The sequence below is a fragment of the Ureibacillus manganicus DSM 26584 genome, from assembly GCF_000772945.1.
GTDB lineage: Bacteria > Bacillota > Bacilli > Bacillales_A > Planococcaceae > Ureibacillus > Ureibacillus manganicus.
Map to the genome: position 1 here is coordinate 39,610 of NZ_JPVN01000006.1, position 19,153 is coordinate 58,762.

At 34.1% G+C, this 19,153-nt stretch carries 22 protein-coding genes; 15 read left to right on the plus strand and 7 right to left on the minus strand.

Annotation, left to right across the window (positions count from 1 at the left end):
- Window positions 1-29: 29 nt before the first annotated feature.
- The 3 genes from CD29_RS06075 to CD29_RS06085 all read right to left on the minus strand — a co-directional run bounded on the left by CD29_RS06075 (window position 30) and on the right by CD29_RS06085 (window position 1,712).
- Complete coding sequence (locus CD29_RS06075) at window positions 30-332, minus strand: DUF4212 domain-containing protein (RefSeq protein ID WP_036184229.1); 303 nt, start codon at window positions 330-332, stop codon at window positions 30-32.
- Window positions 333-534: 202 nt separating this feature from the next.
- Window positions 535-711: a hypothetical protein gene (locus CD29_RS20445; RefSeq protein ID WP_036184232.1), complete on the minus strand. Its 177-nt coding sequence runs from the start codon at window positions 709-711 to the stop codon at window positions 535-537.
- 293 nt (window positions 712-1,004) lie between these two features.
- Window positions 1,005-1,712, minus strand: a complete 708-nt coding sequence (locus CD29_RS06085; RefSeq protein WP_036184235.1) for a hypothetical protein — start codon at window positions 1,710-1,712, stop codon at window positions 1,005-1,007.
- A 300-nt stretch (window positions 1,713-2,012) separates the two neighbouring features.
- Between CD29_RS06085 and CD29_RS06090 the strand changes: the two genes are divergently transcribed.
- The 4 genes from CD29_RS06090 to CD29_RS06105 all read left to right on the plus strand — a co-directional run bounded on the left by CD29_RS06090 (window position 2,013) and on the right by CD29_RS06105 (window position 4,541).
- Complete coding sequence (locus tag CD29_RS06090; protein ID WP_036184237.1) at window positions 2,013-2,540, plus strand: hypothetical protein; 528 nt, start codon at window positions 2,013-2,015, stop codon at window positions 2,538-2,540.
- Window positions 2,541-2,670: 130 nt separating this feature from the next.
- Window positions 2,671-3,159, plus strand: coding sequence for a DinB family protein (locus CD29_RS06095; RefSeq protein WP_036184240.1), 489 nt, complete (start codon window positions 2,671-2,673; stop codon window positions 3,157-3,159).
- Between the two features lie 124 nt (window positions 3,160-3,283).
- Window positions 3,284-3,958, plus strand: coding sequence for an SOS response-associated peptidase (locus tag CD29_RS06100; RefSeq protein ID WP_036184242.1), 675 nt, complete (start codon window positions 3,284-3,286; stop codon window positions 3,956-3,958).
- A gap of 52 nt (window positions 3,959-4,010) precedes the next feature.
- On the plus strand, window positions 4,011-4,541 hold the full coding sequence (locus CD29_RS06105; protein ID WP_036184245.1) for a DUF2179 domain-containing protein: 531 nt from the start codon (window positions 4,011-4,013) through the stop codon (window positions 4,539-4,541).
- A 75-nt stretch (window positions 4,542-4,616) separates the two neighbouring features.
- Here the strand turns inward: CD29_RS06105 and CD29_RS06110 are convergent, their stop codons facing one another.
- On the minus strand, window positions 4,617-5,243 hold the full coding sequence (locus CD29_RS06110; protein WP_036184247.1) for a DUF1643 domain-containing protein: 627 nt from the start codon (window positions 5,241-5,243) through the stop codon (window positions 4,617-4,619).
- Window positions 5,244-5,349: 106 nt separating this feature from the next.
- Window positions 5,350-6,729, minus strand: a complete 1,380-nt coding sequence (locus CD29_RS19580) for a CAP and S-layer homology domain-containing protein (protein ID WP_169716159.1) — start codon at window positions 6,727-6,729, stop codon at window positions 5,350-5,352.
- Between the two features lie 398 nt (window positions 6,730-7,127).
- Between CD29_RS19580 and CD29_RS06120 the strand changes: the two genes are divergently transcribed.
- Window positions 7,128-8,501 (plus strand): MATE family efflux transporter, encoded by a 1,374-nt coding sequence (locus CD29_RS06120; protein ID WP_081976162.1) that lies wholly within the window; start codon window positions 7,128-7,130, stop codon window positions 8,499-8,501.
- Between the two features lie 56 nt (window positions 8,502-8,557).
- Here the strand turns inward: CD29_RS06120 and CD29_RS06125 are convergent, their stop codons facing one another.
- On the minus strand, window positions 8,558-9,418 hold the full coding sequence (locus CD29_RS06125; protein ID WP_052124022.1) for a YitT family protein: 861 nt from the start codon (window positions 9,416-9,418) through the stop codon (window positions 8,558-8,560).
- Window positions 9,419-9,758: 340 nt separating this feature from the next.
- On the opposite strand from CD29_RS06125, the gene CD29_RS06130 reads away from it, so the two are divergent.
- On the plus strand, window positions 9,759-10,799 hold the full coding sequence (locus CD29_RS06130) for a hypothetical protein (protein WP_036184250.1): 1,041 nt from the start codon (window positions 9,759-9,761) through the stop codon (window positions 10,797-10,799).
- A gap of 49 nt (window positions 10,800-10,848) precedes the next feature.
- Here the strand turns inward: CD29_RS06130 and CD29_RS06135 are convergent, their stop codons facing one another.
- On the minus strand, window positions 10,849-11,169 hold the full coding sequence (locus CD29_RS06135) for a thioredoxin family protein (RefSeq protein WP_036184252.1): 321 nt from the start codon (window positions 11,167-11,169) through the stop codon (window positions 10,849-10,851).
- A gap of 204 nt (window positions 11,170-11,373) precedes the next feature.
- Here CD29_RS06135 and CD29_RS06140 point away from each other — a divergent pair, with 204 nt between their 5' ends.
- The 9 genes from CD29_RS06140 to CD29_RS19585 all read left to right on the plus strand — a co-directional run bounded on the left by CD29_RS06140 (window position 11,374) and on the right by CD29_RS19585 (window position 18,834).
- On the plus strand, window positions 11,374-12,363 hold the full coding sequence (locus CD29_RS06140; RefSeq protein WP_052124037.1) for a M23 family metallopeptidase: 990 nt from the start codon (window positions 11,374-11,376) through the stop codon (window positions 12,361-12,363).
- 307 nt (window positions 12,364-12,670) lie between these two features.
- Window positions 12,671-13,198 carry a YceI family protein gene (locus tag CD29_RS06145; RefSeq protein WP_036184253.1) on the plus strand — a complete coding sequence of 176 codons (528 nt, stop codon included), beginning with the start codon at window positions 12,671-12,673 and terminating at the stop codon, window positions 13,196-13,198.
- 229 nt (window positions 13,199-13,427) lie between these two features.
- The gene (locus CD29_RS06150; protein WP_036184255.1) at window positions 13,428-14,411 is read left to right on the plus strand and encodes a ring-cleaving dioxygenase; all 984 of its coding nucleotides are present in this window, start codon (window positions 13,428-13,430) and stop codon (window positions 14,409-14,411) included.
- A 61-nt stretch (window positions 14,412-14,472) separates the two neighbouring features.
- The gene (locus CD29_RS06155; protein ID WP_036184257.1) at window positions 14,473-15,411 is read left to right on the plus strand and encodes a ring-cleaving dioxygenase; all 939 of its coding nucleotides are present in this window, start codon (window positions 14,473-14,475) and stop codon (window positions 15,409-15,411) included.
- 17 nt (window positions 15,412-15,428) lie between these two features.
- Window positions 15,429-16,040, plus strand: coding sequence for a flavin reductase family protein (locus tag CD29_RS06160; protein ID WP_036184258.1), 612 nt, complete (start codon window positions 15,429-15,431; stop codon window positions 16,038-16,040).
- A gap of 20 nt (window positions 16,041-16,060) precedes the next feature.
- Window positions 16,061-16,669: an alpha/beta hydrolase gene (locus CD29_RS06165; RefSeq protein ID WP_036184261.1), complete on the plus strand. Its 609-nt coding sequence runs from the start codon at window positions 16,061-16,063 to the stop codon at window positions 16,667-16,669.
- A 132-nt stretch (window positions 16,670-16,801) separates the two neighbouring features.
- Window positions 16,802-17,311, plus strand: coding sequence for an RNA polymerase sigma factor (locus tag CD29_RS06170; RefSeq protein WP_235801787.1), 510 nt, complete (start codon window positions 16,802-16,804; stop codon window positions 17,309-17,311).
- Window positions 17,304-17,957, plus strand: coding sequence for a DUF4825 domain-containing protein (locus CD29_RS06175; protein ID WP_036184264.1), 654 nt, complete (start codon window positions 17,304-17,306; stop codon window positions 17,955-17,957). Before CD29_RS06170 ends, CD29_RS06175 begins: the two co-directional genes overlap by 8 nt.
- Before the next feature lie 142 nt (window positions 17,958-18,099).
- Window positions 18,100-18,834 carry a Bax inhibitor-1/YccA family protein gene (locus CD29_RS19585; RefSeq protein ID WP_081976163.1) on the plus strand — a complete coding sequence of 245 codons (735 nt, stop codon included), beginning with the start codon at window positions 18,100-18,102 and terminating at the stop codon, window positions 18,832-18,834.
- The last annotated feature ends 319 nt before the right edge of the window (window positions 18,835-19,153 follow it).

Sequence of the window (19,153 nt, forward strand, 5' to 3'; positions counted from 1 at the left end):
CAGTCCCCCTTTTTACACAAAATTTCATATTAATGGTTTTGAGTCGTTTTACTTCCAATTTCCTCATTCTTACTTTCATTAATGCCGTATTTTTTATCGATCTTATCCCCAACGATGGCATTTACGAAAAGTAAAATAATGAATACAGCCAATGCTCCTTGAGCGCCCATAAAGTAGTGGAATGGGAATCCGTTAAATGTAAATTGACTTAACGGTTCTACAAAAAGAACAACACCATATGAAACGATTGCCCAGATAATGAAATAGATAATCATATACGTTGTTTTCTCACGGAAGTAAGCATCTGCAACACTCTTATCAATTTTCTTCACAAATTTCACCCCTATTTAAAAAATTTCCCCATTATCCATACGAGTTACAGAAGCGATTGATTTACCGCTAATTCCTCCTTTCAAACTATCATCTAAGGATGATTACCCAAGTTCTTTAGGTAAGTTTATATTCACTTTGTCCTGTAATGGGACAAAGAAAATAACTCTTTCCAAACGGCAGATTGCCATAATACTAAAAGGATTATTGTAGGCTAAATATAAACTTGATAGTGTCTATAAAGGGAAGGGGTACTAAAGCAACTTGAACAATAAAGTAGACGATGAAGGCGATTACAGGAACGGTTAAATAGAGCATTTTTTTTGTTTTAAATGCAATAAATAGACAGAGGCCAGCTAGAATAATAAATGCAATAAACATTGGATTCCTCCTTTTAATATGTGTTGTGTAGAAATTGTTTTTTAAAATTTATGATAATATGAGGAACTTTATAATCAATTGAATAGAAAAAATGTCATAAAAATATAAGGAATAATAATGAATTGTTAGTTCTAAAAAAGATTAAAGTTAGTGTAATTAATTCGATTAGTTCTAAAGGGTGGGTGAAGTAAGTTCAAGATTAATAGAGCATTTGTCCTATCTTTGTTACATATGGAAATAGAAAAGCCTCTTCAAAAATAAGAAGAGGATGAATTGTGTTTATAACAAAAATGCTAATCAAGGAATTTAATAAAATACTCTGCCATTTGTTCCTGCGATATTTTCAACTTTTTAATAATGCCTGTGCAATTTGAAAGAATGATGTCAGAGCCTTCTGATTGCACTAGTTGAACATGATAGTTCGACTGAAGCATCTTGGCAAACTCCCACTTTTCTGTGGAAAGACATTTGTCCCCATTATGGAATCGACCCATTTCAATATATAAATCTTTAAAAAAGGGTTCGAAAAGTTCACTTTTGTTAAGAAGCCTGCGATAACTAATTGAATTAGTTGGTGCTCCTTTTACATATATGTCTTTAAATACAATTTGGATGATTTCTTCTGGATCAATAATCTCATAATCTGTTTCTTCAATTTCCAAGATTGGACAAGTAAAAAGAGAATGAGTATGGAGGGTTTGTTCCTTTTGTATTTCGTTACTAGAGAATTTTTGCAATATTACACCATCATCAGACACATAAAGAACTTCAAATTCACAAGTTCTATGAATACCTGGTTCATATTCTTCCTCTAAAATGGCATAGCTTTCACCATATAATTGTTCTGTCATCATCATAATAGGTTCATTGTTATTACAGAGGGGGTGCTTCTTCTCTAAACTTAAATAGCGAATATAAAGATTGAAAATATCCTTTTTTTCAGGATTTACTAAACAAAGACTATAGTTTTTTTTAGGAATTACAAATTGAAGGATCTTCATCACTCCTCATGATGTTTTTCGAAAATATGCAAGCAATGGAAGGTGCTCAAAAGTAAATATGAAAAATCACTGACTATAAATACATATTCGAGTTTTAGAGCAATATTCGTTATCAATTGAATTTTAATTATTGTAAAACTAGGTTTTATGTATTGATAAAACGAACTCTAATAGTGAGATATACATTTTACAAAAGTAACTAAATAATGAAAAATAGGCATTTTCTAAAGGGCATTTACCCTTACTAGGCAATTGTTTTCTACATACATTGTAGGTAGTTTATAAGGAAAGGGGTTAGATGTGTTGTATCCTTTTGATTACGATGATGATTATTTTTCTCAGTTTAATGATGACAACCAGGGACGAGGTCGTGGCAGAGGTCGTGGCAGAGATGATGATTCACCTTCATTCCGTGGCGGTTTTCCAGGAGGTTTCCCCGGTGGAGCACCAGGTGGATTCCCGGGAGGTTTTCCAGGCGGAGCACCAGGTGGATTTCCAGGAGGTTCTCCGGGAGGTTTCCCAGGAGGTGGTGGATTCCCTGGAGGTGGCGATCAGTTAAGACCACCAACTGCACCACCACCAAGCTTTACACCACAAACTTTTTCGGCAACACAACAACAAGAGTTTGGTAGACGTGGCGGAGTTGGCGGTATTAGACGTTGTATGTTCCGTAATACATTCATTTGGATGAGAAATGGGAACAGCTTTTGGTTCTACCCAATGTTAATTATGGGGAATTCAATCGTTGGTTTCCGTTGGCGAGGCAATAGAGGTTGGGTATTCGATTCAATCAACCGCAACAATATTATCTTCTTCCAATGCTACTAATTTTGATAAAAAATATTACTTCGTAAGACTTTAGGGCGAGAAAACTTCTCGCCCTTTTTACTTGGAAAAAATTCTTTTCTTCTAATATCCTTATCTATAGAATAAAAAATAATATAGAGGGGGTGTCTGTTTGGAACATAACTTAAAAGTAAGGGAAGAATTATTACAAGTAATTGAAGGTCTGACAGATGAACAGATTAATGAGGTTGTTGAAGATGGTAAATGGACAATCGCACAAGTATTAGAACATCTATATTTAACAGAAAAAATAGTTGTTCGTAGCTTTTCAGGAGCACAGCACATTACTGCAGAAAATCCTGTGAAATTGAGAAAGGTGCATTTGACTCAAGATCGATCACAAAAAGTGAATGCACCAAAATTTCTTGTGCCATCTAATGAATACCAGACAGTAGAACAATTGAGTGAGAAATTAAAGAAATCAAGAGAATCGCTTCAAGCGTTTATGTCAGAAGTAAGTGAAAATGATTTAAACGGAAAATTTCTACCTCACCCATTTTTTGATAAATTAACACTGAATCAATGGGTAGAATTCCTTGGATATCACGAAAAAAGACATATTGCACAAATTGAAGAACTTAAGATGGCGCTTGGACGATAGCGATTACTAGGAAGGGGTTATATACTCCTTTCTATTTTTTTTGAATTTGCAAATTACGGGAATATCAATGAAATTAATATATAATGTAACGGATATGTAGTTCTAACATTGGAGGATGGATTCTATGTGTGGTCGTTATACACTATTTGCTTCGTTTGAAAAAATTTTAGAAGAGTTTGACATTCAACAAGCTATTAAAGAAATATTTTATGAGGCAAGCTACAATATTGCTCCATCGCAGCATGTATTATCAATCATTAATGATGGACAAAAGAATCGAATGGGGTTTTTGAAGTGGGGTCTAATCCCATCTTGGGCAAAGGATGAAAAGATGGCTTCAAAAATGATTAATGCTCGTTCGGAAACGGTAGACGAGAAACCAAGTTTTAAAAAATCCTTTTATCAAAGGCGCTGTTTAATTCCAATGGATTCCTTTTACGAGTGGAAGAAAGAAGGAAAATCAAAAACCCCAATGAGAATTACAATGAAAGATAATTCTCTTTTTGGTGTAGCAGGTCTTTGGGATACTTGGAAGACGCCTACAGGTGAAGCTATTCATACGTGTACAATTTTAACGACAGAGCCCAATGAATTAATGAAGGATATACATGATCGAATGCCTGTTATTTTAAATAAGAAACAACAATTAACATGGCTTGACCCCAAAAATCGCGATAAAGAACAGTTAAAATCCTTATTGGTTCCATTTGATGCGGAAAAGATGATAGCATATCAAGTGAGTGATATGGTCAATTCACCAATAAATAATTCAGAGCAATTAATCATGAGAATTGGTTAGGATATTTAATAAAGCAAATAGTAAATAACAACTTCTAGCGAGGTGTATTCCAATGACTAACATCCTATTAATATTATTGTTGCAGTTAATCTATGTCCCACTATTAACACTTCGGACAATCTTTTTAGTAAAAAATATCACCTTCTTAGCAGCGTTAATTGGCATAGTAGAGATGTTAATTTACGTATTTGGTCTGTCTCTTGTTTTTGGTGGCGATCAAAGTTTATTAGCAATGGTAGTTTATGCAGTCGGCTTTGGACTTGGGATATTCTTAGGAACGAGAATTGAAAATAAGTTAGCCATTGGGTACGTGTACATTACGATTAATACACAAAGCAAAAACCAAGAATTAATAGAGACCATTCGGTCACATGGTTTTGCCTTAACAACTTATATTGGAGAAGGACGAGACAGTGACCGCTATAAATATGAAATTTTGGCAAAACGAAATCGCGAAAAGGAATTGTTCCAGTTAGTGGAGTTTATTGAACCAAAAGCATTTATCATCTCATATGAACCTAAATCATTTAAAGGTGGATTTATGTTAGATCGAATGAAGAAAAACAAAAAAAATCAACAGTGAAGATAGTGGATTGAAGTTCAATAAGAAAAAAGGGGGTTAATTGAAAGTATGCTTTCAATAACTCCCTTTTAACTTTTAAACCTTTATACGCTGTTTAAATTTATCATTGTAGGCGCTTACTAATTGCTGTAAACGTACTGCTTTATCAGGGCCATTCGGACATGGATGAAAATATTCATTTTCCTTTGACAACACACCGAAGTAAGGGACTTCACTATCAATAATGAGCTCCAGCCACTTTTCCTTTTCTTGCTCAAAGTGAATCCAACTTTTCTTTTTTTCCACTCCCCAACCAATCATAATCCATGGATGTTGCTGCATTTCATAAAGGTTAGGTGGAATGATTGTAGGGTACTTACCAGAGACTTTCAAATGTTCAAAAAGTTCAATGGCATCTCTACTTTTCGTCTGCTTTACATAAAACAAGTTGTATATATGCAACCTTCCATCCAATTTTTTGTGGGTTTTTTTCATGAATTGAATGAGCTGTCGCATTGTTTCATCGATTGATGTTTCGTCTGTATGTGATCCGTTCATAAAGAGTTTCTTTCTTGCTTCTCCCTGTAGCTCGGAAGATCCAGGGTTTAGCATGACAACTGCACCTAGGGACTTTCTTTCTGTACCGAATTGAAGAAACGTGTTTGTTCGGTAAATTTCATCGCCTACTAACTGAAAAGTTGCGATTGCTTTAACACTACCCAACCAATTACCCCCAATTTATCTGTGTTGTCGTATATATTTATTCGAGATGTTTGGGAAATAGTAGTTAGATGCAGTTTCTTTTTTTTACTATTCCGCGAATAATAAATTAGTCTATAGGAGTAAGGAAATTTTGAGTAAAGTACGAATCATAAGAGCCGATTCCAAGATGAGTATAGGACGTTTTTAAGATTGTTTCTCGGTGATGAAGGGAGTTCATCCAAGCCTCCATTACAGTCATTCCATCTGAATAACCGAATGCAATGTTTTCACCTGCACTAGAGTATGCAATACCATCAAGTTGAATTCGATCAAATGGGTCGTTGCCTTTTAAGTTTGTGTGGCTGAAATATTTATTTGAAAACATATCTTTACTATGTTTATAGGCTATATTAGCAATTTTATTATTCCATTTCAGTGGGGATTGCCCAAAGATTTTCCGATAACTATTTGTAATTTCAAAGATGAAAAAGTTGTTTATGTCATTAAGTTCTGTAGTTGTTGTATCAGTTAAATTCCAGCCACTCTGTTTTATTTGAATGGCTCTAACATGATTTAAGTTAGTTAATGTATCGAAGTAAAAAGTAAGTGAATATTCATCGGTAGTTACTTCGGTTGCCATGTCTGTTCTCTCTATCTCAAAATAGTCATTTACTATTTGTCGATCTTTTAAGGAAATATCATCTTGTCTGACCGTAAAAATTTCTTGGTTGGTATATAGCATGACTGCCTTTTTGTCTTTATCAAATCCAGCAACTATAAAGTCTTCGTAATCATTATGATAATACGTATGTACCGTAAGGCTATTTACTTTCGATATATTTTTAGGTACACCGTATAACTGTTCAAACTTGCTTTGGTGATCACCAAGTTCAAACCCATTGATTGAAACATCGTTCGATGATTGCTCAATAACCTTTAATGACTTATTTTCTAAATTGTGTTGAATGTTATACAAGAAAACGACAGCATGAGCGCGGTTTAACTTCTCATTTGGATGGAAAGATTCATATGTTCTAGGAGGTATATCATTCCCATCTAGATACCCTATACTTATTTCGTTATCATACATCCACTGTACCGCTTCTTGCTCTGTCAGTTTTTTGCCAGTTAAACCTTGTGCTAATAATTTTGCTATTGTCCCTCGACGAATTGGTTGATCTCTTTTCAATATAGTAATGTAGGATAATTCAAAATTATAGTTTTGCGCTAACTGATAATAGGGAGAAGACCAATGTTCGCCTTTCTTCGAGCCAACTTTTAAATTGGATTGTAATTCATTGATATTTAAAAAGTTTAAAAGCATTACCGTCATTTCAGCTTCTGTAACAAATTCGGAGGGTTTCAGCTTTTTTTCTTCAGGATATCCACTAATGATGCCTTCGTTAATCGCCCATTTCATGGGTTCTGACCAATTAGTATTACTTTGATAGTCTATAAATTCGATTGCAGATAGCTTTGAAGCATTTGTTGGGATAGTTAGTACCATGCACAAGATGCCGATGAATAAAAATGAAAATAGTTTTCTCCTCATAGTCCCCACCTTTCATTATTGAAAGTCTATGAAATAGAGTAGGTTAAATATTATTAAAAATACTAAAGATCTTCGTTAAATAATGTTCGGAGGCGATGTAATTTCATAATTTTTTATGTCGTTTCATTCTAACTTAGAGCATGCATTCCACAGAAAAGAGAAAATAACATTTTTTTGAAAATAGTACATGTGAAGTATATATTAATTGGAAGATATCTAGTATTATATGGATTTGTGGTCTAGGACTTGAGGAGAAGTGTATTGCAGATTAAACGGTGGATAAGCAACCTAATAATCTTAAAAAGTGCTTATGATTTGAAAAGTTTAAATAATTATTAAAGATGGAGAATAAGATGCAAAATAATCAGATGTCGTTAACAAAATCAATGATTTTCTTTTTAATACCTGTTGCACTTTCGAGTGTGTTGCAATCGGCAGGACAAATCATTTCTACGATTGTTGTTGGTCAAACTTTAGGAGAAGACGCGCTAGCAGCAATTGCCGCTTTCTTTCCATTATTTTTCCTTTTAGTATCTTTTGCGATTGGGGTAGGGTCAGGAAGTTCGATTTTGATTGGTCAGGCTTTTGGTGCTAAAAATATGGAGAAACTTAAAGAAATTGTAGGAGTTACAATCGCTGTAACCTTAGTGATTTCTGTAGTAGTTGCATTAGTTGGCGGCCTTTTTTCAGAGGGTATTTTAAGGTTGATGGGTACTCCTGAAAACATTTTAGAAGAAAGTGCTAGCTATGCTCAAATTTTATTTGTTACATTGCCTATTATGTTTTTATATATGTGTTATACAACCTTTATCCGTGGATCTGGTGATTCCAAAACACCTTTAGTTTTCTTAATCATTAGTATTGTTCTAAATATTGCATTCTTACCGATATTTATGTTCGGTTGGATTGGATTCCCAGCTTTAGGGTTGAATGGTGCGGCTTATGCAAATGCTGTTTCCTTCTTGATCACATTTATATGGCTACTTCTTTATTTGCATAAAAAAGATCATGTAGTTAAATTAGATAAAATTACTATAAAAAATATTAAAATCAAAGGGGATTTGGTAAAGAGTTTACTTAAACTTGCCATTCCTTCAAGTATTAGTATGGTTGCCATTTCACTTGCGGGGATTGCTGTAATTTTCTTTGTAAATAGTTATGGTTCAAACGCAACTGCATCATACGGTATAGTAAACCAAATTGCAAGTTACGTACAAATACCAGGTATGTCTGTAGCTATAGCGACATCAGTATTTGTCGCACAGGCAATAGGCGCTGGCAGACAGGAAGACTTAAAAGTAATTACTGCATTAGGATTAAAGTTGAGTTACCTATTTGGTGGAATACTTGTAATCATCGTTTACTTGTTTGCTGAACCAATTCTTAGAGTATTCTTAACAAATCCAGATACGATTTCTATGGCAAAAGGACTTATGTATATATCGTTTTGGAGTTATTTATTATTAGCACATGTTCAAGCAATCTCTGCAACAATGCGTGCAACAGGAACGGTTTTCTGGCCAACTGTAATTTTAATTTCCACAATTTGGATTATTGAAGTACCAGCAGCTTATCTTTTATCAAAATATACACCACTTGGTATAAATGGAATATGGCTTGCATATCCAATCTCGTTTGGAATTAATCTAGGCTTACAATATTGGTACTATCGTTTTGTTTGGAAGAAGAAGACGATAAAAGCATTGGTGCCATCTGCAAGTGAATAAATATTAAAAAAAGGACTTCTAATGTAGGAGCCCTTTTTTAGTATTTGTTATTTCAATTACCAGATCTGCTTAAATCGACCAATAACATTTTGAGTTGAAATGACAGAGATAAACGCATGTTCATCAACACTTTTTATAAGCTTTTTCAATTGTGTCACTTGTCCTTTTACAGCAACACATAGAAGAACAGTTTTTTCATGATGAGTATAACCGCCAGTTGCTTCCCACATCGTAGTACCCCTGTGTAATTCACTATTAATGGCAGTATTAACGTCTTCACCTATTTCTGTAACAATTAAAATCGTTACTCTGTTTACGTGATCTAATACCACTTCATATGTTTTCATTGAAGCAAACATTGAGATAATCGTATACAGAGCAATTTCACTCCCAAATAAAAAGCCAGATGCAATAACAATCATGACGTTTACAGTAAGATTTGCTTTTCCTACAGAAACATTAGAATATTTTGCGATAATTCTCGAAAGAATATCGATTCCACCTTGGGACCCGCCGCGACGTAATATGATTCCACAGCCAATTCCATTTAGCACACCGCCAAATATAGCAGCTAATAAGATATTATCAGTCCACATAAGTTGAACGGGAAAAAAGTATAAAAAACTAGAAACTAATGTAATAGAAATTATAGTATATATACTGAACTTCTTACCAAGGAAAATATAAGCTGCAATCATTAAAGGGATATTTAAAATAAAAAAGAACACCCCAACACTAATGGGGAAAAAGTGATTGATAAATTGAGCAATTCCTGTTGTTCCACCAGCTAAAAGTCCAGAAGGAATCGTTAACATATTTAGCGCGACAGCCGATAAGGCCGTTCCAGCAAGAATAGTGAGTAAATCAATGAATATATTGGCCTGTTTCTTTTCTTTTTCTGTAATATGCATATGCATTGTAGTTTACCTCTTTATTATTAATAGATTGAAAACATAAGGCATTATAGTGTAAGGCATAATGAAAAACTTGATACAATCTCAGCTCCATTTTGGTCAAAATACCACAAATTCATAAAAAAACTTGAACTAAACAATTCAGTTCACTGATGGTCGATTCATTTTAAACATCTTAAACGATCATTAGCAATATAATTTCTTTGAAAACTGATATAATTTAATCTTTTACGTCATAAATGTGAAAAAATAAAATTCTTAATCTGTAAAATATTACTTGTAAATAATGGTTGTCCTCCTATAGGTTTAATATCATAGAACCTTGGAAGGGGATTCGTTTAATTTGAAACGATTGCGCTGGTTTTTAATCTTAGTCATCTTTATTTTGGCTGCTTGTGGAAATGATTCAGTTGAAAAGCAAACTAATGAGTCGAAAGAAGCTTCGGGTGTTAGTGTAGATGAAACAACAGAAGAAGTAACAGCAGAAGAAACAACAGAAGAAGTATCAGTTGAAGGTGAAACGTTAGAGGAAATCGAGATACTTGATAATGGTTGTTATAGTGATGAAATTTATATAGAACATGAACAAACTTGTATTAAAGAAATTGAATGTACAGATTACGAATCCTGTATTGAGTGGGGAAATCAACTTATAAGTAACTTGGAATATGACTATGGGTCGCTTGTTGCTGAAGAATCAGTAGCAACAGATGAAGAAGGGTTAGAAGTATTAGTAACGTATGATATAGATCTAGAAACCGAAGAAATTTCAACGTTAGCAAATGTCACCGATGAAGAATTGGAGTGGCATGGGGACCTATGGTTTAGTTTTAGTTGGCTAATTCCTGAGGAATACCGAGAAGCATTTAATAAATTTGATGTATTTGAAAGTGGTAATACACTTGCGTATGTTGTAATAAACGATGATTATGCTGAATATTGGACTTTAGGTATGAACAATCAAAACATTGAACTTGCTTCGGAAACGTTAGTCACGTATTTACATGAATATGCACATTATTTATCACTTAACGACAAAGAGGTAGACTACTTTACAGATGAAACAGGATGTAATTCTGTGTATATTGAATCAGGCTGTTTATTTGAAGATGCATATATATTAGATTTTTATATGCAATTTTGGGCAGATGGGAGCTATGATGAAATAGATAGCTACTATGTTTCTGGCTATGCTATGACTTCACCAGAAGAAGATTTTTCTGAGTCATTTGCTCATTTTGTACTAACCCAGACACCTGAAGCTAATACCATCGCAGATGAAAAAATATTATGGTTTTATCAATATGAAGAATTTGTTCAATTACGTACAGAAATATTATCTCGTGTAGCAACATGGATGGTACGTAGCGTTGCAATGGAATAAATAATGGTACCCACCGCAAACTAAATGCGGTGGGTTTTAATTTGGAATATTATTTAGCTAATCCATCTATAAATGCTTCAATTTCTTCTTGCGTTTTACGATCCTTACTTACGAAACGACCCACTTCATTTCCATTATTATAGGCAATAAAGCTTGGAATTCCATATACATCTAACTCTCCACATAAATCAATAAATTGATCTCTATCTATTTTGACAAATGTATACTCAGGATAGTTTGCTTCAATTGCTGGCAAAGCTGGGTCGATAAAACGGCAGTCACCGCACCAGTCAGCTGTGAACATAAAAATGACACGTTCTTCATCTGTTTTAAATTTTTCAAATTGTTCTATGGTTTGTAAGTTTTCCACAACAAATCCTCCAATCTATAAATCTTCCATTTAATTCTACCATATTGTTCGAAAATTATAAAAAGTGTGAGTTGGTTAATGATTTGAATTTAGACTTCAATAGTAGTTTCGCCCAATTTAATCTCAATATGTAGACATTACACATGGTTTATAAAAATCCGGTTATTCTAATTTAGAACGAAAGGAGGTTTATTTTTGAATCAAATGTTTATTCCCTTAATAGGTTTAACATTGTTTTGGAGTACGATTTTTACTTCAGAAGCAGTAGCAAATACACAAGAACCATCTAGGGAAGAAATTATGAATAGTCGGATGGATTACTATGCAAAATACAACGATATGTTCGTTACCTGGCATTACTTAGCAGCAATTGACCAGTATGAAAGAAATATTCAAGCAGTAAGAAAGGATATCCCAAAAAGAGAAGGGGTAATTGCTTTACAATTTTCAAAGGAATACTGGGCTGGAGCTCTCAATCCAAATCAAGATGATACATCCATTGAGTCAATTCAATATTTTGGTGGTATGGGTCTTGATGGAGATGGCGACGGTAAAGCTGACTTAGCAAATGATGATGATGTTATGTACACAATGAAAACATACTTAAGCCAATACGGACATAGTGAAGAAGACTTTAAAATTGCCTTATGGGAATATTACAAAAACGAAAAAGTAGTTAATCAAATTATATCCATAGCGAAACTTTATAAACATTTTAATACTATAGATTTAGATACCCATGTGTTCCCTGTACCTGTTCGTGGTTTTAATTATAGTTATCGTGGTACTTGGGGGGCTAGCAGGGGTTGGGGCGGAAGACGTATCCATGAAGGTACTGATATATTCGCAGGCTATGGCACGCCTGTAGTTTCCACATCCTATGGAGTAGTAGAAATCATGGGCTGGAACGAGTTTGGTGGATGGCGTATAGGGATTCGTGACAATCATAATACGTATCATTATTATGCACATCTTGCGTACTTTAACAAAGATCTTAAAGTAGGAGATATTGTAGAACCGGGTACACTAATTGGCGGTGTAGGAAGTACAGGTTACGGGAAGGAAGGTACTTCTGGTAAATTCCCACCTCATTTACATTATGGAATGTATAAATTCAATGGGCGAACTGAGTGGGCATTTGACCCATATCCTTCTCTAACACAATGGGAAAAAGAATCAAGAAAGAAAAAGTAAGATGATCTTGTTTAGGTTGTTCCAAATTATTGGAGCAGCCTTTTTATTTTGGAAATAGGGATTTATGTAAATATTAAATTTATTTATGAAAAATTTAAATTCTCCTGTTGACACTACATAGTAAAGTATGTTAAATTTATCTCGAATTAAAGATAATGTACTTCGAACTAATTGTAAATCGAATGTACAAAATTTGTTTGTGTTTTGTAAATGTTTTGAAAGTAGTACTTCTACTTTCAGTATTTTTTTCTTATATATCTCGAATGCGAGATAAAAAATTAATTAAATTCGATGGGGGAATATTAAAATGGCAAAATTTACAGTGGATCAATCACACTCACAAGTAGGATTTGAAGTTAAACACATGATGGTATCAAAAGTAAAAGGTCAATTCGATGCTTATACTGCAGAAGTAGAAGCTGAAAACCTAGAAGATTTAACAACTGCACAAATCGCTTTCTCTTTTGACGTTGCATCTATTAACACTCGCAGCGAAGACCGCGACAATCACTTAAAATCAGGCGACTTCTTTGATATCGAAAAATACCCTGCAATTACTTTCAAGTCAACAAACATTGAAAAAGATGGAGATGACTACAAAGTAACTGGTGACTTAACTATTAAAGATGTAACAAAACCTGTAACTTTTGAAGTTGAATTTGGTGGTAAAGGTAAAAACCCATGGGGCGTAGAAGTTTATGGATTCGAAGCAGAAGCGAAAATCAACCGTGAAGAATTCGGATTAACTTGGAACGCTGCTTTAGAAACTGGTGGCGTACTTGTTGGGAAAGACATTAAAATTAAAGTTGAATTAGAAGTAAATCCAGCAGCTTAATTTTATATATTATTGAGAAGTCAATTAGTGCAGTTTGCATTGATTGACTTTTTTTATTTCAAAGAATTGACAAGTGCTTCTATTGATGATATTATTATCTCGAATTAGAGATATCTAATTTCGAATGAATTTTGACTTATTTTAATGAAATACTAAAGATAGTGTGGAACTATCTTTTATTTTTAAAAATATATCTCGATTTCGAGATAATAATATATGGAGGATTTAAATGAACGAATTAAAAGGATTACATCACATAACAGCAATCACAAGTAGTGCAGAAAAAATTTATGAGTTTTTCACATATACATTAGGGCTTCGCCTAGCTAAGAAAACAGTCAACCAAGACGATATTCAAACTTACCACCTATATTTCACAGATGATGTTGGTAGCCCAGGAACAGATATGACATTTTTCGATTTTCCTGGTATCCCTAAAGGAATTCATGGAACAAATGAAATTTCAAGAACGTCATTCCGTGTTCCAAACGATGCTGCGTTAGATTACTGGTTAAAACGCTTCAACCGCTTAGGAGTAAAAAACTCAGGGATCAAAGAACATTTCGGTAAAAAGGTGTTACCTTTTGTAGATTTCGATGACCAACAATATCAACTAATATCAGATGAAAAAAATGTTGGTGTTGCAGCTGGAACACCTTGGGAAAAGGGACCAATTCCAGTAGAGTTCGCTATAACAGGCCTAGGTCCAATCTTCGTACGTACATCTTACTTGGATTATTTTAAAGAAGTATTAGAAAAAGTGTTCTTAATGAGAGAAGTTGCAAAGGAAGATTCATTCCATTTGTTTGAAATGGGAGAGGGCGGTAACGGTGCACAAGTAATCGTTGAATACAATACAGTTCTTCCACAAGCTAGACAAGGCTTTGGTACTGTCCACCATGCAGCATTCTGTGTTGAGGACCGACAAGAATTAGACGCATGGCAGGAACGCCTTTCAGGATTTAGATTACCAAACTCAGGATTTGTAGAAAGATATTATTTTGGCTCTTTATATTCAAATGTAGCGCCACAAATCTTATTTGAACTTGCTACTGATGGGCCAGGATTTATGGGCGATGAGCCGTACGAAACTCTTGGGGAGAAACTATCGTTACCACCATTCTTTGAACCAAAACGTGATGAAATTGAAAAATTAGTTAGACATTTTGATACTGTTCGAAGCACAAAGGTATTTGAAAAAGAATACGAATAAATCATAACTATCATTGAAAGTCTGCAAAATCAATAAATATTATAATCTCGGAGGAATTAACATGGAAAAACATACAACAGGTATTCACCACATTACTGCAATTGTTGGCCACCCACAAGAAAATGTAGATTTCTATGCCGGTGTTTTAGGATTACGTTTAGTGAAAAAAACGATTAACTTTGATGACCCGGGAACTTATCATTTATATTTTGGTAATGAGGGCGGCAAACCTGGCTCAATTATTACATTCTTCCCTTGGGCAAATGCATATCAAGGAAGAATTGGTGATGGCCAAGTAGGTGTAACAACTTATGCTGTACCCGTTGGAACGCTTGAATTCTGGAAAAAACGCTTAGAGAAATTTGATGTGGAATATGCTGTAGTGGAGCGATTCGGTGAAACATTATTACAATTTGACGATCCACATGGTTTACATCTTGAACTTGTTGAACGTGAACAAGGGGAGTTAAATCCCTATGTATTTGGCGGAGTTACGAAAGAGGTTGCTATTAAAGGTTTTGGTGGAGCGATTCTTTATTCTAGTCGACCAGAAGATACAACAAAGGCTTTAGTAGATGTGATGGGTCTGGAAATTGTGGGCACAGAAGGTGATTATACTCGATTTAAAGCTTCAGGTGATATCGGTAATATCATTGATCTTAAAATGACAACTGGGGCAAGAGGAACAATGGGTGTAGGAACTGTCCACCATATCGCATGGCGTGCAAAAGACAATGCAGATCATCTTGAATGGCAAGAGCATGCTTATAATAATGGAATGCATGTAACAGATGTAAAGGATCGTAACTATTTCAATGCAATCTACTTCCGTGAACATGGGGAAATCTTGTTTGAAATTGCCACTGATCCACCAGGATTTGCCCATGACGAATCTCATGATACTATGGGTCAACAATTAATGTTACCATCACAGTATGAACATTTACGTGATCAGTTAGAAGTGAGATTAATTCCCATTGAAGTACGCCCACTTGACTAATGAAAGGGTGAATATGTTTGATTCCCATTAATCCTAAAGATATAAGTGAACGAGACAGCTATAAGTTAATGATTGGTACCATTATTCCTAGACCAATTGCATTTGTAACAACGAAATCTGAAGAAGGTGTCATTAATGGCGCACCATTTAGTTATTTTAATATCGTTTCTGCAAATCCGCCAATGGTTTCATTAGCTATTCAAAGACCAAATGGCCGATTAAAGGACACAGCTAGAAATATCTATCAGTCAGGTGAATTTGTCGTTCATATTGTGGATGAAGAAAATGTGAAGAAAATCAATGAGACAGCTGCATCTTTACCACCTAACGAGAGTGAATTAGAGATAGCAAACTTAACTCAAGTAAGTAGTAAAATAGTGAAAGTACCGGGGATTTCTGAATCTAAAGTGCGATTTGAATGTAAGCTTGTGAAAGCGATCCCGTTAAAAGATGAAAATAATCCAGGTAGTGATTTATTTATCGGCGAAGTTGTATTATTTCATATCGATGACTCAATTTATGAAGAAAATGGTCGAATTAATGTTCAAGAACTTAGTGCCGTCAGTCGTCTAGCAGGTTCTGACTATGCAACTATTGGGGACATATTTTCAATTGAAAGACCAAAGTAAGTACAAGGGGAGTGGAATCCATGCAACATATATTTAAAGCAGGAACAGACACAAATAAGCCAGTATTATTATTACTACACGGTACTGGTGGAAATGAAAATGACTTATTACCATTAGCAGATATTGTAGACCCTTCTGCTTCGGTTCTGAGTGTTAGAGGAAATGTATTAGAAAACGGCATGCCACGTTTTTTCAAACGACTTGCCGAAGGTGTATTTGATATCGAAGATTTAATTTTCCGTACGAATGAATTAAATCAATTTTTAGACGATGCAGCAAAAGAATATAAATTTGACCGTAACAATATTGTAGCGATTGGTTATTCAAATGGTGCAAATATCGCAGCAAGTTTGCTATTCCATTTTGCAGATGCATTGAAAGGTGCAATTCTACACCATCCAATGGTTCCAAGAAGAGGAATTGATTTGCCGAATTTAGATGGTAAAAACGTATTTATCGCAGCAGGTGTAAATGATCCAATTTGTCCTCAACATGAATCGGTAGATTTACAAGCGTTGTTAGAAGGTGCAGGGGCAACTGTAGAAATCAAATGGGAAAACTTTGGTCATCAGTTAACGATGAGCGAAGTGCAAGCTGCAAAAGCTTGGTATGAAAGTAAATTTAAATAAGTTTGAAAGAGGGACTACATCCGTGAATAATAGGGTGTAGCCCTTTTTTAGTTAGCGTAAATTTATTTAGTAAAAATGAAACTATTTTAATAAGGTAACCGTCTATTTAAAAATTTGAAGGAGGGGTGTTAAGTGAGTACAGACATAGAGCAGGAATTGCGCTTGCATTACTTAACCCTTATAAAACTTGCTTTTATATATGTGAAAAATAAAGAAATGGCTGAAGATATTGTACAAGATGTTTGTGTAAGAGCCATCGAAAACAAAAATCGATTTCGTGGTGATGCTACTTACAAAACGTACTTAATGAAAATGACAATCAATCGAAGTTATGACTACTTAAGAAGTTGGACATATCGTCAGGAATCAGTTAAATCCTTTGTTCACCAACTATTTAATGGTGAATCGGTTGAGCATCAACTATTAAAAAAGGATGAACGTGCCCAATTAGGTTTTGAAGTGTTTAAGCTAAAGCCGAAGTATAGAGAAGTATTAGTCTTGTATTATTATGAAGATTTTAAAATACACGAAATTGCCTCTCTGTTAGACATCTCAGAAAATACGGTGAAAACACGTTTGAAACGTGCGCGGGAGCAGATGAAACAAACACTTGATATGAAAGGTGTGAATCTTGATGGATAAAGAACTCAAGGATAGTTTAAATTACATTTTCGAAAAGGAAAAATTACATGGAAGTCAAATTTCATTTAACGGCAGAAGAAAGCCAGATAGAAATAAAAAGTGGATTCCTACATTTGCATCAATAGGTATAGTAGTTATCGCTATGTTATTATTCTTTCCCTTTGAAATGGATAGCCCTTCGAATGTGAATCATGGAAGTGATGTGCCTGGGACTAAGGTGGAAGAATCGGAAATATTTAAATTGAAAGGTGCGTATATTGGAGATGCTTCATCAGTTGGACAAATAAGTAAGTATGGTTTAGGGGATCAATCGACTTATGGTAATGGGATACAATTATATACCTCAAATGAACCTTACGGAATGCGCATTTTCCTGTTAAAGAAAATGGATCCTACAACAGATGTCGAAACCATTTTTACTACAGCATCATATCTTTTCACACTTATCCGTAATATTGAATTTGTTGAGTTTGAGTATGAAGACCAAGTTTATTCGATTTATAAATCTGATTTAGAAATGACGTTTGGCCTGAACTATTATTCATATGAAGATGAGGAATTATTGCGATCTTTCATTTCTGATATACTTTCGAATGAACAGACAAAAAATGCAATCTACCAATTAATAAAAACAACTCCTTCCTGAATGATTGAAACCGTACCTATTGCAAGGTACGGTTTCTAATTATCTCCATTTGGATAATTTTCTTTAACAAATAATTGAAAGCTTTTATTAAATAAATCAAACTGGTCTTAAGCTCATAAATGGATTGTGATTATAATAATTTATGAAAAAGGTAGAAAAAATTGGGGTGGATAATTTGTTATTTGAAACGTTGTTTTCAAAGGTGTTCTTCATTTTGTCAATCCAGTTAATGGTGACGACCATTGCTTGTGTTGGATTAATCCAGTACATTCGCTATTTGTATAATGTGAAAAAAGTTGATTGGATTGGTGCTACGTACATCGGCAAGGGAAAAGTAGATTTACATATTGACTTTAGATACATTTCAAAGTACTTTTGGGCACTGCTTATAGTAAATTTTTTAGTGTTTATAATTCTATTATTCAATCAGCACAATTTTGGCTTGGCAATGATCTTATTTACAATTTGGTCAATATTAACAGGGGTTGAAGTGGCACTTGCATTAATTGCTGTGGATGAAAATTTAGGAACAAAAGTCCTTGCCATCACAGCTTCTATCACATTTTTGACTGCACTCATTGGATTGTATTCAGGCATTGATTTTTCATTTATGGGTAAATTTCTACTCATTGGTTTAATCATTTTAGTAGTTATTAACATTCTACGAATCTTTATAAAAATAAGTGGAACAAAACGAAAAATTATTGCATTTTTCGGGGTAGCTTTATTTACTTTATATTTAATATTTGATTTTAACCGAATTACAAGATCCGAGAATAACTGGTATGAGGCGATGAATATTGCCATAAACATATACTTGGATATTATTAATCTTTTCTTATATTTACTAGATTTGCTTTCGGCTTTTAGTAAATAACTTGTGATACTAGTGGGGCTATTCTTCCAAAGAAGAATAGTTCTTTTTATTAGCTAAAAATTAATTCTTTTTATTGTACACTTTTATGTGGAAAGAGACTCTTTATTTATGAAGACTTTGAAAGGGGGAGCGATGAATTCAAAAATTTTAATGGAAATATACAATAAACAAGTACTTTTTAGATATAAGAGCTTTTTAGAGTTATTGCAAATGAGTATTTCCTCTGATCATCAAAATACTTTCAACAAGATAAGGATATAAAGATAGGAAGAATTCTGTGTTATGGAACCTTTTACGAAAGAAATCAAGCCACAAGTGG